A 14,508-nucleotide genomic window follows, 5' to 3' on the forward strand; every position below is an offset into this window, starting at 1 on the left:
CCAGACAAGTTGAAATGTTTTCATAATCAGATATTTTTTGTATAAAAAAAGAGCCTCTATTGAGACTCTTTCTGACTACTTTTAAATATTTTAAATATTAAGTCGCTGGTAATGGCGGTGGAGTTGATGGGCCATCTGTTGGTGTTACATCAATCACAGGATTTTCAGCAACATAAACTTTTGGTGGTTGAGGTTCACGACCTTCCATGATGTCACGGATTTGGTCACGATCAATGGTTTCCCATTCCATCAACGCTTTTACCATCGCATGTGCGATATCTTTGTTATTTTCCAAGATATCACGGGCAACTCTATACTGTTCGTCAAGAATACGACGTACTTCTAAATCAACTTGCTGTTGTGTTGCTTCAGAAATTGTACGACTACCGACATTTCCAAAAAAACCGTTTTGGTTTTCATCTTCATAGACCATGACGCCCATTTTGTCTGACATACCATACTTGGTCACCATCGCACGTGCCATTTTAGTTGCACGCTCAAAGTCATTTGAAGCACCAGTCGACATTTGGTCAATAAACACTTCTTCAGCAATACGACCACCGAATAAGATTGAAAGTTCATTCAACATCTTCGATTTGTAATGGCTGGTTTGATCGTGTTCAGGCAGCTGCCAAGTCACACCAAGTGCCCAACCACGTGGCATAATCGTTACTTTATGCACTGGATCGGTACCTGGAAGAATCTCCGCAACAATCGCATGTCCTGCTTCATGGTAAGCTGTCGCACGACGTTCTTCTTCACGAATCACCATCGATTTACGTTCAGGCCCCATATAAATCTTGTCTTTTGCATCTTCAAAGTCATGCATATCGACAGTATTCTTATTACGACGTGCAGCAAACAACGCAGCTTCGTTAACAAGGTTTGCCAATTGTGCACCAGAGAAGCCTGGTGTACCACGTGCAAGAACTTTAAGATCTACACCAGTAACAGATGGTAATTTTTTCAAATGTACAGCCAAGATCTGTTCACGACCTTTAATGTCAGGAAGTCCTACCATCACTTGACGGTCAAAACGTCCCGGACGTAATAAAGCTTTATCCAGTACATCTGCACGGTTGGTTGCAGCAATGACGATAATGCCTTCATTACCTTCAAAACCATCCATTTCAACCAGCATTTGGTTTAGGGTTTGCTCACGCTCATCGTGACCACCACCTGTACCTGAACCACGATGACGACCAACAGCATCAATCTCATCAATAAAGATGATACATGGCGCATGACGTTTTGCTTGTTCGAACATATCACGTACACGTGATGCACCAACACCCACAAACATTTCAACGAAGTCAGAACCAGAAATACTAAAGAATGGAACTTTTGCTTCACCTGCAATCGCCTTCGCAAGTAAAGTTTTACCTGTACCTGGAGGGCCTACCATCAAGACACCTTTAGGAATAGTTGCACCTAAACGTTTGAATTTTGCAGGATCTTTTAAGAAATCAACAATTTCAACAACTTCTTGCTTCGCTTCATCACAACCAGCAACATCTGTAAAGGTCACTTTAATTTGGTCTTCTGAAAGCATTTTCGCTTTAGATTTACCAAAACTCATCGGACCATTTTTACCGCCTGCACCGCCACCCATGTTACGCATAAAGAACATGAACAATAGGATAATCAGAAGTACAGGGAAGCTTGCGATTAAAAGCTGCATCAATAAACCTTGACGTTGAGGTGCAGTACCTTCAACAACAACGTTATTTTTGATCAGGCTCGGCATCAATTCAGGATCTTGAACCGCTGGGCGAATACTTTCAAAAGGTGTACCGTTTCTTTTTTCGCCACTTATTCTTTCACCATCAATGGTCACTTGCTTAATTTGACCAGCATTCACCGCTACAATGAATTCAGAATAATTCATCGCAGATGGCTTACTGCGGTCGCTGAGATTGCTGAAGATAAGAATCAGCACACCCAGTATTACAAGCCACAATACGGCATTTTTGAAGTAATCGCTCAAAGCTTTATTCCCATATATAACTATTTTGATCAGGCTCAATCTTGCTTGATCGTAACAAAAAGCGAGTAATGAATTTCGCAATAAAGATTAAAAAGGTACAAAATGCACAATTTTTAACAACTTGGCAAGCTTTTGTTGGCAATTCATCACCAATAAAGAACATACCTTAAAACCAGTCGTTATTGCGAAACTTTTTTACGGCCTTGTCCAAGTAAAAAAACTTCTTTGGAACGTGCACGTGAAGCAGCAGGTTTTGCAGTTTTTAAGACTTCAAAACTATCCACGACTTGCTTTCGGAACTCATCAAAACCAGAACCTTGGAAAACTTTTACTAAAAATTGCCCTTTTGGTCCTAAAACCTTATTGGCAAAATCCAGTGCTAATTCACACAAGTAAATCTGGCGAGGTTGATCTACAGCCCTATTACCTGATGTATTGGGGGCCATATCCGAAATTACAACGTCTACAGTGCGTCCATTTAAAATATTTAACAATTTTTCGAAAACTTCTTCTTCACGAAAGTCACCTTGTAAGAAGGTTACATCGGGTAAAGCATCCATTTCTAAAATATCAGAGGCAATCACTAAACCTTTGTCACCGACCAGTTTTCCAGCAATTTGTGACCAACTTCCTGGTGCTGCGCCAAGGTCGACAACAGTCATACCCGGTTTAATCATTTTATATTTTTCTTGAATTTCAAGCAGCTTGTATGCAGCACGAGCTCGATAACCTTCTTTCTGAGCCTTTTTTACAAAAGGATCATCTAGATGCTCTCTCATCCACGCACGACTACTTTTTGATAACTTTTGGTTGGTAATGCGTGTAGCCATAACTCTCTTAATACAAATTAATCAATCATTATTGATTGTACGTGAAAAACTTTTCCTTTGCAGTAGGCATCTGTATCTAAAACCGAGATATTGGCATGATTTTTATGAATCAGCTTAATCGATTATTTCTACAGATTTTACAGCGCAGTGATACGGCATTTGTTATACTAGGTCGTTTTTAGAATTAGGTTATTTTTATGGCGACTCTCTCTATCCAAGAACGTAAGCGTTTACGTCAAATCGGACATGCTTTAAATCCAGTGGTAATGCTTGGAGATAAAGGCTTGACTGAAAGTGTCGTTGAAGAATTAAACCGCGCTTTAAATGATCATGAGTTGATTAAAGTTAAAGTTACTGGTGAAGATCGCGAAGCGCGTGCTGCAACAATGGCTGAAATTGCAGAGATCACTGGCGCTGAAATGGTACAAACCATTGGTAAAATTGTTTTGCTTTACAAAAAAGCACCGAAACAAAATCCTAAGTTATCCAATTTAGTTCGTCACGCTCATCTTTCAAATTAAGACTAAATTTTCATGGCAAGTTATGAATTAAATGCTTTTGATCGTCGCTTTCAAAGTATTTCCTTGGTTGGCGCAATTGAGCAACTCAGCCCTTATACCTTAAATGTAGGTTATTGGTTGCGTGATCCAAATCAATTGATTATTTACCCAGATATGGTTGCATCCAATCCACGTATGGATTTTCTTTGGGAAAAAACTTGTTTTGAGATTTTTATTGGTGTGCAAGGTGAAGATTATTATCGTGAGATTAATCTCTCCCCTTCCCAAGCATGGCAAGCTTACCAGTTCGAAGAATATCGCTATCCTGAACAAATGCCACCCAAAGTGGCGTATGACATCGAACTCAATCAGTTAAAACGCACCCATTACGGATTAAATGTAAGTTTAGATTTAACCGAATTTATGTTAGCCAATAAGTTGAAATGGTCAGATTTATTCGTCGGTCTAAGTGCTGTTTTCGACACGACACAAGGCCAACAATTGTTTGCTATGCAACATAGTGGACAACAGGCTGATTTTCATAATAAACGTGATTGGCTACATGTGTTTTAATGATTCATTACATTAAAAATACATGTAAATGAGTGAGGCAAATAACCTCACTTTTTTATTACCTATTAAATGCTCTCGTAAAAGCCAAAAGATGATCAAAAAACAGCAGTAATTTTTATATTCAATCTTTTTGTTCATAAAAAAAGGCAAATCAACCATGACCTGCCTTTCTCTTCTCTAATTTCTAAAAATCACCACTCATTCAATCTCACAAAACATCAAATGCTCAGTGAATAAAAGTTGTGATTTTGAAACTTAACTTTTTAAAGTTGTATTTTCTTCAACTTTTGCAGAAACTTTTTTCCATGCATCTAAAGTATGTTCTTTAGAACGTTTTAAAGTTTCAGTTAACTGCTCTTTGTGCTTAGACGAAATTTGAGTAACGTCTTGACGAATTTCTTTACCCACTTCAGTTAACTCTTTTACAAGTTGGCTTAATTCAGTTTTTAAGAAATCAGCCAATTCAACTAAATCTTTTTGTGAAGTTGAAAACTGAGTTTTAATCACGTCAATGCGTTGTACAAGATCTTGCTTAAAGTTTTGCACTTGATCTTGAACTTGACCATTCAATTGTTCTGCTTCAACTTCAAGTTTAGCTTTAGTTTCCGCAACAGCTTCAGTGACCTTTTGCTGCGCTTCTTTACCTAATTTCTCTAAGTTTTCAGCCGTTTCAGTAACAACTTCTTTCACTTCAGTTACAGCTTCTTTTACTGCTGCTTTCGCTTTTGGTGCTTTATCTAGATCTTTATCAGTAGATGTAGTCATTTCGATTCCCCCTGGAATGTGAACCGCCACAATAACGTGAATAGATAAATTTTAAATTCTGATTTGTCTGACAATTCTAAAATACTTACAAATTTCAGACATTTTTTAGAAACAGAAATTATTTCAAATAGCAAGGGATTTATCTTATATATTCAGCATAAATAAAATGGACTTTAAAAGCATTCATGCGTATAATGCGCTGTTAAGTTACAAGCGAGCAGACATGAGGAGGGTAGGATTTAGTTAGCCTTCCTTTTTTTTCGTCTACTCGCTTTTTTACAGCCCTATTTTTGTGGTTTTAGTTCAGGAGCTATGGTTTGAGCACCCCCGCCATTTTAGCCCTTGCTGACGGTACTGTTTTTAAAGGTACATCGATCGGCGCTACGGGTAGTACGACTGGTGAAGTCGTTTTTAACACTGCCATGACTGGTTATCAGGAAATTTTAACTGACCCAAGTTATGCACAGCAACTTGTAACTTTAACCTACCCACATATCGGGAATACTGGTTGTAATGATGAAGACGTTGAGTCTGGCCGCATTCATAAAGTATGGGCGAATGGCTTAATCATTCGTGACTTACCGTTATTACACAGTAACTTCCGATCAAATCAATCTCTTGGCGACTATTTACAACAACATAATGTGGTTGCCATTGCAGATATCGATACTCGAAAATTAACCCGTATTCTTCGTGACAAAGGTGCTCAAAACGGATGCATCCTTGCTGGCGAAAATATCACCGCAGAAGAAGCGATTGAAAAAGCACGTGCTTTTGGTGGTTTAACGGGTTTAGACCTTGCTAAAGAATGTTGCGATCCTGAAGGTTTTGAATGGACTGAGGGTTCTTGGGCTTTAGGTCAAGGCTTTTCTCAACCTGAAACTAAATTCCATGTTGTTGCATACGATTACGGTGTCAAAACCAACATCTTACGTATGCTTGCAGACCGTGGCTGTAAACTTACAGTTGTTCCTGCGCAAACGCCTGCTGAAAAAGTCCTTGCTTTAAATCCAGATGGCGTATTTTTATCAAATGGTCCTGGCGATCCTGCAGCTTGTGACTATGCCATTGAAGCTGTTAAAACAATTGTTGAAACAACAAACTTACCTGTCTTTGGTATTTGTTTGGGTCACCAAATTTTAGCACTCGCTTCTGGCGCTAAGACAATGAAAATGAATCATGGTCACCACGGCGCAAACCATCCTGTACAAAACCTTGAGAATGCTACAGTGATGATTACTTCTCAAAACCACGGCTTTGCTGTCGACGAAAGTACTTTACCTGCAAACTTAAAAGTGACCCATCGCTCATTGTTTGACGGTACAAACCAAGGTATTCATCGTACTGACAAACCTGCATTCAGCTTCCAAGGTCACCCTGAAGCAAGCCCTGGTCCACATGACTGTGCCCCATTGTTCGATCATTTTATCGAACTTATTGAAGCATCTAAGAAGTAATTAAGGAAGCGATCATGGCTAAACGTACAGACATTAAAAGTATCTTAATTATTGGTGCAGGCCCGATTGTGATCGGTCAAGCATGTGAGTTTGACTACTCAGGTGCGCAAGCTTGTAAAGCACTTCGTGAAGAAGGCTATCGTGTTATTTTGGTGAACTCTAATCCAGCGACCATTATGACTGACCCAACAATGGCAGATGCGACGTATATCGAACCGATTACTTGGCAAACTGTTGCACAAATCATTGAGAAAGAACGCCCAGATGCAGTTCTTCCAACAATGGGTGGTCAAACAGCGTTGAACTGTGCACTTGCATTGGATGCCAACGGTATTTTAGAAAAATACAATGTTGAATTGATTGGTGCGACCAAAGAAGCAATTGAAAAAGCTGAAGACCGTAAACTTTTTGATGAAGCAATGCGTAAAATTGGTCTTGAATGTCCAAAAGCAGATATTGCAGAGTCAATGGAACAAGCTTTAGAAATTCAAGCACGTTTCGGCTTCCCTGTGATTATCCGCCCATCATTCACCATGGGTGGTTCAGGCGGTGGTATTGCTTATAACAAACAAGAATTTATTGAAATCTGTGAACGTGGTTTCGATCTTTCTCCAACGAAACAGTTATTGATTGATGAATCTTTAATTGGTTGGAAAGAATACGAGATGGAAGTTGTTCGTGACAAAAACGACAACTGTATCATCGTATGTACGATTGAAAACTTCGATCCAATGGGTGTACACACAGGTGACTCGATCACTGTTGCGCCTGCTCAAACATTGACAGATAAAGAGTTCCAATTACTTCGTAATGCTTCTTTAGCTGTACTGCGTGAAATTGGTGTTGAAACAGGTGGTTCAAACGTTCAGTTCGGTATCTGCCCAAATACTGGTCGTATGGTCGTGATCGAGATGAATCCACGTGTTTCTCGTTCTTCTGCTTTGGCTTCAAAAGCAACAGGCTTCCCGATTGCAAAAATCGCTGCGAAACTTGCTGTTGGTTATACCCTTGATGAGTTAAAAAATGACATCACTGGCGGTGTAACACCTGCATCTTTTGAACCTGCAATTGACTATGTTGTTACAAAGATTCCTCGTTTTAACTTCGAGAAGTTCCCTCAAGCTGATGCAACACTGACAACTCAGATGAAGTCTGTTGGTGAAGTAATGGCGATTGGTCGTAACTTCCAAGAATCTGTACAAAAAGCCCTACGTGGTCTTGAAGTAGGTGTGTGCGGTTTTGATGAAAAAATCGAAGCTGGTACAGAGAATGCGAAAGATAAAATCTTAGTTGAACTTAAAGTGCCAGGCCCTGACCGTATTTGGTATGTTGCCGATGCATTCCGTCATGGCTTCTCTTTAGATGAAGTTTTTGAAGCTACCAAAATTGACCGTTGGTTCTTGATTCAAATCCAAGACATTATCAAAACTGAAGAACAAATTAAAACTTTGGGCTTTGGTGACTTAAACGCTGAGAATATTCGTTCATTCAAACGCAAAGGTTTATCTGACCTACGTATTGCGAACTTAATGGGTATTTCACAAAAGCAATTCCGTAAACATCGTTGGAACTTGGGCGTTTACCCAGTTTACAAACGTGTTGATACATGTGCAGCTGAATTCGAATCAGATACTGCTTATATGTATTCAACATATGATGAAGAATGTGAAGCAAATCCTTCAACGAAAGACAAGATCATGGTGATCGGTGGTGGTCCTAACCGTATTGGTCAAGGGATCGAGTTCGATTACTGCTGTGTACATGCAGCGCTTGCAATGCGTGAAGATGGCTACGAAACAATCATGGTGAACTGTAACCCTGAAACAGTTTCAACAGATTATGACACTTCAGATCGTTTGTACTTCGAACCAATCACCTTGGAAGATGTACTTGAAATCGTTCGTACTGAAAAGCCAAAAGGTATTATCGTTCAGTACGGTGGTCAAACTCCGCTTAAATTGGCTCGTGCTTTAGAAGAAGCGGGTGCACCAATTATCGGTACATCACCAGATGCGATTGACCGTGCAGAAGACCGTGAACGTTTCCAACAAATGATTCAACGTCTACAACTTCGTCAACCAAACAACAGCATTGTAAAATCTGCTGAAGAAGGTATGGCTGAAGCGTCTAAAGTAGGTTATCCATTGGTTGTACGCCCTTCTTATGTATTGGGCGGACGTGCAATGGAAATCGTGTATAACGACGATGAATTAAAACGTTATTTACGTGATGCAGTACAAGCTTCAAATGAAGCACCAGTTCTGCTTGACCGTTTCTTAGATGACGCGATCGAAGTTGACGTAGACTGTGTTTCTGATGGTAAAGACGTTGTGATTGGCGGTATTATGCAGCACATTGAACAAGCGGGTATTCACTCAGGTGACTCAGCATGTTCGATTCCTCCATATTCGCTGTCTGACGAAATCCAAGATGAAATGCGTCGTCAAACCATTGCTATGGCAAAAGAACTTGGCGTTGTTGGTTTGATGAACGTACAGTTTGCAGTGAAAGGCGAAGACATTTACATTTTAGAAGTGAATCCACGTGCATCACGTACTGTGCCATTCGTATCTAAATGTATCGGTGAATCGTTAGCCAAAGTTGCAGCACGTTGTATGGCGGGTCAGTCTTTAGAATCTCAAGGATTCACGAAAGAAATCATCCCAACTTACTTCTCTGTAAAAGAAGCTGTATTCCCATTCAACAAGTTCCCTGGTGTTGACCCGATTCTTGGCCCTGAGATGAAATCTACAGGCGAAGTAATGGGTGTAGGTAAAACCTTTGGTGAAGCATTCTATAAAGCTGTATTAGGCGCAAATGAACGCTTACCAGGTCTTCCAACCGAAGGCGAAGTGAAGCATGCTTTTATCTCTGTTCGTGATTCAGACAAACCACGTGCGGTAGGTATTGCCAAACAACTTGTAGACTTTGGTTTCAAAGTGATCGCAACTGGCGGTACCTATGATGTCATTAAAGCTGCGGGTATTGAATGTGAACGTGTGAACAAAGTCACTGAAGGTCGTCCTAATATCGTGGACCGCTTGAAAAATGGCGAGATTCACCTCATTATTAATACAACTGAAGGCAAACAAGCTCAACAAGACTCGTTCTCGATTCGTCGTTCAGCCCTTCAAGGTAAAGTGTATAACACAACAACCTTGAATGGTGCTGATGCTTTATGCCAAGCTTTAGCGATTCAATTGCCAATGGATGTATACCGTTTGCAAGATTTACAAACTGTAGGTTAATTCGTTTACCGAGAAGTCCCGTTACCTCTCGGTAGCGGGCTTTTTTTATTTCTAAACCTGTGTTTTATTCACTAACATAATTGAGGGACAACAATGCAACGTTATCCTATGACTCCTGAAGGCAAGGTTGCCTTAGAGAAAGAATTACAACAGCTTAAGTCTGTTGATCGTCCACGTATCATTGCCGCAATCGCAGAAGCACGTGAACATGGCGATTTAAAAGAAAATGCAGAATACCATGCAGCTCGTGAGCAACAAGGTTTCTGTGAGGGGCGTATTCAAGATATCGAGGGTAAGCTTGGCGCTGCTCAAGAAATTGATGTGAAAACACTTGAACAAAATGGTCGTGTGGTTTTTGGTGTGACCGTCACGATTGAAAATATCGACACTGAAGAACGTAAGACTTATAAAATTGTTGGCGATGATGAAGCTGATTTTAAGATCAATAAAATTTCAGTGAACTCACCTATTGCTCGCGGTCTATTGAGTAAAAATGAAGGCGACGAAGTGAAAATTGTAACGCCACAAGGTGAAGTGGAATACGAAATTGTGACTGTAGAATATCTCTAATTTTTTCTGATATTTACGGTTATCGAATCCCCTCACTTGAGGGGATTTTTTTGTTTTTGTATTTTCCGAAACACTCCTCCCTAACCTTCACCGAATAAGAGAGGGAAACTTCATTATAAGAATGAGATAGGTTTAAGGTATATACAAACCCTCAAACCAATACTCAAAATTCAATCTAGATTGAATACTCCTACCTCCTAAGGAATAAGGTTGGGATGAGGGATATCAGTAAAGAAGTTGTTAGATTTAAGCAATCCATTTCCCTCCTCTTTTCAAAGGAAGCGTTTTATTTGCTATAATTCCTTTCACCCTGCAACGTTATCATCCTATGTCTGAACCTTTGATCAATTCCCCTGTCAAACACTGGTGTGAGTTTGAATTTATTGCTAAAACGGTAAAAAATCCAAACATCCACATTAAGGGTAATTATTCTTATTATTCAGCGTATTGGGATCAAGGTTTTGAGCGTTGTGTCGTGCGTTATTTACACGATAAGCCCTCTACAGCGGAAAAGCCAATTGATCAGTTATATATCGGCAATTTCGTCTGTTTTGGAGCGGAATGTGTGATTATGATGGGTGGTAATCAGTTACATCGTCCAGATTGGATTTCAACCTTCCCTTTTGATACACGTAGTTTTTTAGCTGCGGGTGACACAGTGATTGCTGATGGTTGCTGGATTGGTAGCCGTGCCATGATCATGCAAGGTGTGACCCTTGGCGAAGGTGCTGTGGTTGCAACTGGTGCTGTGGTCACGCAAGATGTACCACCTTATGCCATTGTCGGCGGTGTTCCTGCTAAAGTGATTAAGTATCGTTTTCCTAAACAAGACATTGAAAAACTGCTATCCCTTAAATTATATGATTTAGATGAAAAACAGATTTTAAAGATGCGGGAAGAATTGCAAACGGATGATGTGGATGCTTTACTTAGATACTTAAGTTGACAACCCACTCGAAATATAAAACTCCCATTCTTTCTTGAAATCTAAAATATCCTCATCCTCATAACTATCAAAAGGAAGTTTAGTAACTTGATTTAAAATATATTCATTAGATGACTCTTTAAGTACTTCATCTAAGTTCATCATAAAAAATCTTGGTATAATGACATCTTTAGAAGAATTTAAAATATCTCCATATAATTGATGTTTACTAAAAACTCTTCCACGATCATTCATTTCTTGCTGCCTATAACTTAACTGCTGCATTAGTCCAATGTCCGAGTCAACAATTAACTTAAACCATTGCGTTAAGAACTTATAAACATCAATTGTAGAATGTTGTATTTGCAGTTTTTTTCTCAAAAATAAATAAACAACTAAAATATGATTTTTTCTTTGTTCCTCTAGAGCTAAAAGATTGAAAGAATGCATCAACCGAAGCAACTCCCTAGAGTTCGTTCTACAATTTTCTGCCATAAAAGCAAATAAATAATCTATTTTTAAAAAACTATTTCTATTTGTTTTAATTCCCAGTTCCTCTAATTTCTGCCTTACAAAATCCAACCTTCCATTTATTTTTGGTGGATTAAGCCTTAGGGAAAAATCCACAAATTTATCTAAATACTCTTCACCCAATTCTTCATCATAACCGTAGTTATGGCAAACGACTTTTGAAAACTGAGTTTTATCCATCACTAAAACAAATACAATTTTAGGAATATCAAAGAAATGCTTGATTCGCTCAATCAAACGAATTGCAAAATCAGGGCGACAACGATCCAGTTCATCAATAATAAAAACCAAAGGTTTTTCTAACTTATCAGCTAATTGAGCTAATTCTTGCTTAAATGCTAATAACGTATTTTTATCAGCTTCGTGGCTTTCAATTTTGGCTTCAATACTTTCTTTAATTTTTTCGCCAATTTCATCACTTGCTGATTCAATAACTTTTTCACCTGTTTCATAAGCTTGTTGTGCTAATGTTCCTAAAACTCCACCACTAATCAAATTTAGTCCCAGTGTAAGCAACACTTTAGGTAAGCTAGGCAATAGCGCTTGATAAGCTGCTGCAGCTTTTTCTTTAAAAGTATTGATTTGACTTGAAACATTATCATCTTTTGCAAGGCAACTTGTGATTTCAGAAGAAATTACTAAAAATGGATCTTCCAAATAATCATTTGCAAATGCATCCAAATAAATCACATTATGGTTTTCATCTTCTAAATGCTTTTTCCAATGCCTTACAAACCAAGTTTTCCCCTAGCCCCAACGCGCATCTAAAGCAAGCACAGCACCACAGTTCAAACGATCTACATAATTGGTTAATTGAATACCTAGGCGTTTCCGATCCCAAAGATCCCCCTCCCAAGCTTGTTCAATATTATCTAAATTTGTACGTTGCCAATTTAATTGATTTTGTTCAGTCATTAACTATTCATTATCATCAAGTTAACTACAGTATGACCGAACTCCATCTACATTGAAAAGTCATTTTTTCTTCTGCAAAACGGCATCACCACTACACGATGCTTTTCTACGATTTTATCCTTTTCAGGTTTAAAAGCCTCCCAAGTAAAATCTGTATAGTTCAAAGTCCATTGATAATAAGGCTTTCCTACATCCTTGAATTGAATCGATAAACTTGAACCACTTTCATCATGGCAATGCGGCGAAGTCTTATAATCTTTTTCAGAGAAACATGCTCGAATCATTTCATAAGAATAAAAAGGAACGTCTGCCAAAGCTAACTGATACTTCCCTTTCGGTTCTAACATCACAAAATCTGCAAACTGTTCACCTTTGCCACCACCTGAATAACCAGTACCCCAATGCTGAACGATAGCAATTGCAAACTTTTGCCGATTCAAAGGATAAAATGCAGGGAAAATTCCAGTGCCGTAATCACCCAATTCACCATCCTTAGAATTTTTATTGTAATGCTGATAATTTTTAAAATTCCATACATCAACGACTTTATAACGATTCTTATCTTTAACAAGTTCAATCAATTGCGGAGTAGCATCAATCAAATAGACATTGCCACCATTCGATGCTTTCTTTTTCCATAATGCTGCCCCTTCTGAACATGTTAAACTCAAATCTGTACAGATCTTTTTGAGTTGCGATAATTCAGCTTTTAATTTAACCAAAGGAACAGCCTGAATTGCACCCACAGCAACCGAGTGTACTGAAAACATCATTAGCGATGAGAATAAGACTGATGGCATTACAACATGTTTATGCATATTCATGATAAATAATCGCTCCAGTGTCCAATGGAATTAAGCTAATCTTGCATGATGAATGTGAATATTTTAAAAAGATCAAAAATATAAGTCGATCAACACATACAAGATCATTAACATGAACAATAATTTAACTTTTCCCACATATACAGATAATAATTCTCAGAATTATGTATATTTTTTGTTCTTCATAATTTTAATGATCTTGTAATTTTTAGCATTCCATCGCTCAATTATTTTCTACATTTCCTGTAATTCCATGATGTTTCTCTAGATTTAAATATCTTGATTTTGATATTACAAGCTATTGACTAATTAAAAATAAATTAAGATATTTCAATAAATTATCCTTATAAAATTACTGGGTTTTATTCTTTTCATATTCACGTTATGATCAAAGTGTAAACTGATTTATGTGTTCAATTTTCATCATTCAATTCAGCATTTTTTATCAAAATAAGGAAATTACCTATGGCTTATCAAAATATCCTTGTCCCTGTCGATGGTTCAGAAACGTCTCTATCTGTGGTTAAACATGCTGCTGAATTTGCCAAAGCATTTAACAGTAAAATCATCGTCGTACAGGTTATGACTTTAGACCCTTATATTGCTTCAGAATATCTTGCGAACGGTCAAAGCAATATGCTGATTGAACGTGCCCGAGAGTTTATCCAAGACAATATAAATGTTGCGAAAGAACAATTTCTTGCAGAAGGTGTTCAAGTTGAAACTCGTTTACTTGAAGGTGAAAATATTGCACGTACAATCAATCAAGCAACCACAGATTTAAAAATTGATTTGGTCATTCTCAGTTCTCATGGACGTACAGGCTTCCAAAAACTGATCATGGGCAGTGTTGCACAAAGTTTATTAACAGAGTTACAAATTCCTGTATTGGTCATTAAATAAGTGTTGTTTTAAGAATCTATTTCAAATACTGATTTTGGAGGATTTCATCGCAACAATTTAGTTTTTGAGTATTAAAAGTCCTTATCATAATTCCATGATAGGGACTTTTAAGTTTAAGGTGTCCATTGGTATTTTTTTAAATTAATTTTGCCCTCAATCACCACAACATTTTCAGACAATAACAATGCAGTTTGAATGCAATTGCCCTGTTCATCTAATTTGTTCAGGCTAATTTTACCTTGTGAATTCACCACTCTATACCATGGAATCGCATGACCCTGTTCGAGTTGCCCCAAAACACGTCCCACCAATCGTGCATGCTTAGATAGACCTGCTAATTTGGCGATCTGCCCATAACTGGCAACTTTACCTTGCGGTATTTGCACAATCACATTGAGAATAAGTTGTGCAAGTTCATTATTTTGCATGATTACAATCACCATTGACCGATAATGAGGAGTTTACTATTTTTAGGCAAAT

Annotated in this window: 14 protein-coding genes; 7 read left to right on the forward strand and 7 right to left on the reverse strand. The window is 38.2% G+C overall.

Annotated features, from left to right (window positions below; all coding sequences use genetic code 11):
• Window positions 1-97: 97 nt before the first annotated feature.
• Window positions 98-1,987 (reverse strand): ATP-dependent zinc metalloprotease FtsH, encoded by a 1,890-nt coding sequence (gene ftsH, locus ACY45D_RS12665; RefSeq protein ID WP_463107061.1) that lies wholly within the window; start codon window positions 1,985-1,987, stop codon window positions 98-100.
• Window positions 1,988-2,166: 179 nt separating this feature from the next.
• Window positions 2,167-2,817 carry a 23S rRNA (uridine(2552)-2'-O)-methyltransferase RlmE gene (rlmE, locus tag ACY45D_RS12670; protein WP_463107062.1) on the reverse strand — a complete coding sequence of 217 codons (651 nt, stop codon included), beginning with the start codon at window positions 2,815-2,817 and terminating at the stop codon, window positions 2,167-2,169.
• A 197-nt stretch (window positions 2,818-3,014) separates the two neighbouring features.
• On the opposite strand from rlmE, the gene yhbY reads away from it, so the two are divergent.
• Window positions 3,015-3,338 (forward strand): ribosome assembly RNA-binding protein YhbY, encoded by a 324-nt coding sequence (gene yhbY / locus ACY45D_RS12675; RefSeq protein ID WP_296277993.1) that lies wholly within the window; start codon window positions 3,015-3,017, stop codon window positions 3,336-3,338.
• Window positions 3,339-3,350: 12 nt separating this feature from the next.
• Window positions 3,351-3,890 (forward strand): DOMON-like domain-containing protein, encoded by a 540-nt coding sequence (locus ACY45D_RS12680; RefSeq protein WP_463107063.1) that lies wholly within the window; start codon window positions 3,351-3,353, stop codon window positions 3,888-3,890.
• A gap of 255 nt (window positions 3,891-4,145) precedes the next feature.
• On the opposite strand, the gene ACY45D_RS12685 is transcribed toward ACY45D_RS12680, so the two are convergent.
• A complete protein-coding gene (locus ACY45D_RS12685) occupies window positions 4,146-4,655 on the reverse strand; it encodes a hypothetical protein (RefSeq protein ID WP_463107064.1) in 510 nt (169 codons plus the stop codon).
• Between the two features lie 317 nt (window positions 4,656-4,972).
• Here ACY45D_RS12685 and carA point away from each other — a divergent pair, with 317 nt between their 5' ends.
• The 4 genes from carA (at window position 4,973) to ACY45D_RS12705 (ending at window position 10,876) form a co-directional block, all read left to right on the forward strand.
• The gene (gene carA / locus ACY45D_RS12690; RefSeq protein ID WP_463107065.1) at window positions 4,973-6,112 is read left to right on the forward strand and encodes a glutamine-hydrolyzing carbamoyl-phosphate synthase small subunit; all 1,140 of its coding nucleotides are present in this window, start codon (window positions 4,973-4,975) and stop codon (window positions 6,110-6,112) included.
• A gap of 14 nt (window positions 6,113-6,126) precedes the next feature.
• Window positions 6,127-9,360, forward strand: coding sequence for a carbamoyl-phosphate synthase large subunit (gene carB, locus ACY45D_RS12695; RefSeq protein ID WP_463107066.1), 3,234 nt, complete (start codon window positions 6,127-6,129; stop codon window positions 9,358-9,360).
• A gap of 93 nt (window positions 9,361-9,453) precedes the next feature.
• Window positions 9,454-9,930, forward strand: a complete 477-nt coding sequence (greA, locus tag ACY45D_RS12700; protein WP_463107067.1) for a transcription elongation factor GreA — start codon at window positions 9,454-9,456, stop codon at window positions 9,928-9,930.
• 328 nt (window positions 9,931-10,258) lie between these two features.
• Window positions 10,259-10,876: a CatB-related O-acetyltransferase gene (locus tag ACY45D_RS12705; protein ID WP_463107068.1), complete on the forward strand. Its 618-nt coding sequence runs from the start codon at window positions 10,259-10,261 to the stop codon at window positions 10,874-10,876.
• Here ACY45D_RS12705 and ACY45D_RS12710 read toward each other — a convergent pair.
• The 3 genes from ACY45D_RS12710 to ACY45D_RS12720 are packed head-to-tail and all read right to left on the reverse strand — an operon-like array spanning window position 10,868 to window position 13,125.
• Window positions 10,868-12,076 carry a KAP family P-loop NTPase fold protein gene (locus ACY45D_RS12710; protein WP_463107069.1) on the reverse strand — a complete coding sequence of 403 codons (1,209 nt, stop codon included), beginning with the start codon at window positions 12,074-12,076 and terminating at the stop codon, window positions 10,868-10,870. The two genes, ACY45D_RS12705 and ACY45D_RS12710, sit on opposite strands and share 9 nt — an antisense overlap.
• 57 nt (window positions 12,077-12,133) lie before the next feature.
• On the reverse strand, window positions 12,134-12,301 hold the full coding sequence (locus ACY45D_RS12715) for a hypothetical protein (RefSeq protein WP_463107070.1): 168 nt from the start codon (window positions 12,299-12,301) through the stop codon (window positions 12,134-12,136).
• A gap of 47 nt (window positions 12,302-12,348) precedes the next feature.
• Window positions 12,349-13,125 (reverse strand): hypothetical protein, encoded by a 777-nt coding sequence (locus tag ACY45D_RS12720; RefSeq protein ID WP_463107071.1) that lies wholly within the window; start codon window positions 13,123-13,125, stop codon window positions 12,349-12,351.
• Window positions 13,126-13,590: 465 nt separating this feature from the next.
• Between ACY45D_RS12720 and ACY45D_RS12725 the strand changes: the two genes are divergently transcribed.
• Complete coding sequence (locus ACY45D_RS12725; protein ID WP_463107072.1) at window positions 13,591-14,028, forward strand: universal stress protein; 438 nt, start codon at window positions 13,591-13,593, stop codon at window positions 14,026-14,028.
• A gap of 113 nt (window positions 14,029-14,141) precedes the next feature.
• On the opposite strand, the gene ACY45D_RS12730 is transcribed toward ACY45D_RS12725, so the two are convergent.
• Window positions 14,142-14,456, reverse strand: a complete 315-nt coding sequence (locus ACY45D_RS12730; protein WP_463107073.1) for an MGMT family protein — start codon at window positions 14,454-14,456, stop codon at window positions 14,142-14,144.
• Window positions 14,457-14,508 lie beyond the last annotated feature (52 nt).

The sequence above is a fragment of the Acinetobacter sp. BZX-2 genome (genome assembly GCF_055179795.1).

Excerpts from the sequence above, each read along its gene's own strand:
- ACY45D_RS12685 (WP_463107064.1), bottom strand. The coding sequence starts at position 4,655 with ATGACTACATCTACTGATAAAGATCTAGATAAAGCACCAAAAGCGAAA.
- ACY45D_RS12715 (WP_463107070.1), bottom strand. The coding sequence starts at position 12,301 with ATGACTGAACAAAATCAATTAAATTGGCAACGTACAAATTTAGATAAT.
- ACY45D_RS12680 (WP_463107063.1), top strand. The coding sequence starts at position 3,351 with ATGGCAAGTTATGAATTAAATGCTTTTGATCGTCGCTTTCAAAGTATT.
- ACY45D_RS12725 (WP_463107072.1), top strand. The coding sequence starts at position 13,591 with ATGGCTTATCAAAATATCCTTGTCCCTGTCGATGGTTCAGAAACGTCT.
- ACY45D_RS12705 (WP_463107068.1), top strand. The coding sequence starts at position 10,259 with ATGTCTGAACCTTTGATCAATTCCCCTGTCAAACACTGGTGTGAGTTT.
- yhbY (WP_296277993.1), top strand. The coding sequence starts at position 3,015 with ATGGCGACTCTCTCTATCCAAGAACGTAAGCGTTTACGTCAAATCGGA.
- greA (WP_463107067.1), top strand. The coding sequence starts at position 9,454 with ATGCAACGTTATCCTATGACTCCTGAAGGCAAGGTTGCCTTAGAGAAA.
- carB (WP_463107066.1), top strand. The coding sequence starts at position 6,127 with ATGGCTAAACGTACAGACATTAAAAGTATCTTAATTATTGGTGCAGGC.
- rlmE (WP_463107062.1), bottom strand. The coding sequence starts at position 2,817 with ATGGCTACACGCATTACCAACCAAAAGTTATCAAAAAGTAGTCGTGCG.
- ACY45D_RS12720 (WP_463107071.1), bottom strand. The coding sequence starts at position 13,125 with ATGAATATGCATAAACATGTTGTAATGCCATCAGTCTTATTCTCATCG.
- ACY45D_RS12730 (WP_463107073.1), bottom strand. The coding sequence starts at position 14,456 with ATGCAAAATAATGAACTTGCACAACTTATTCTCAATGTGATTGTGCAA.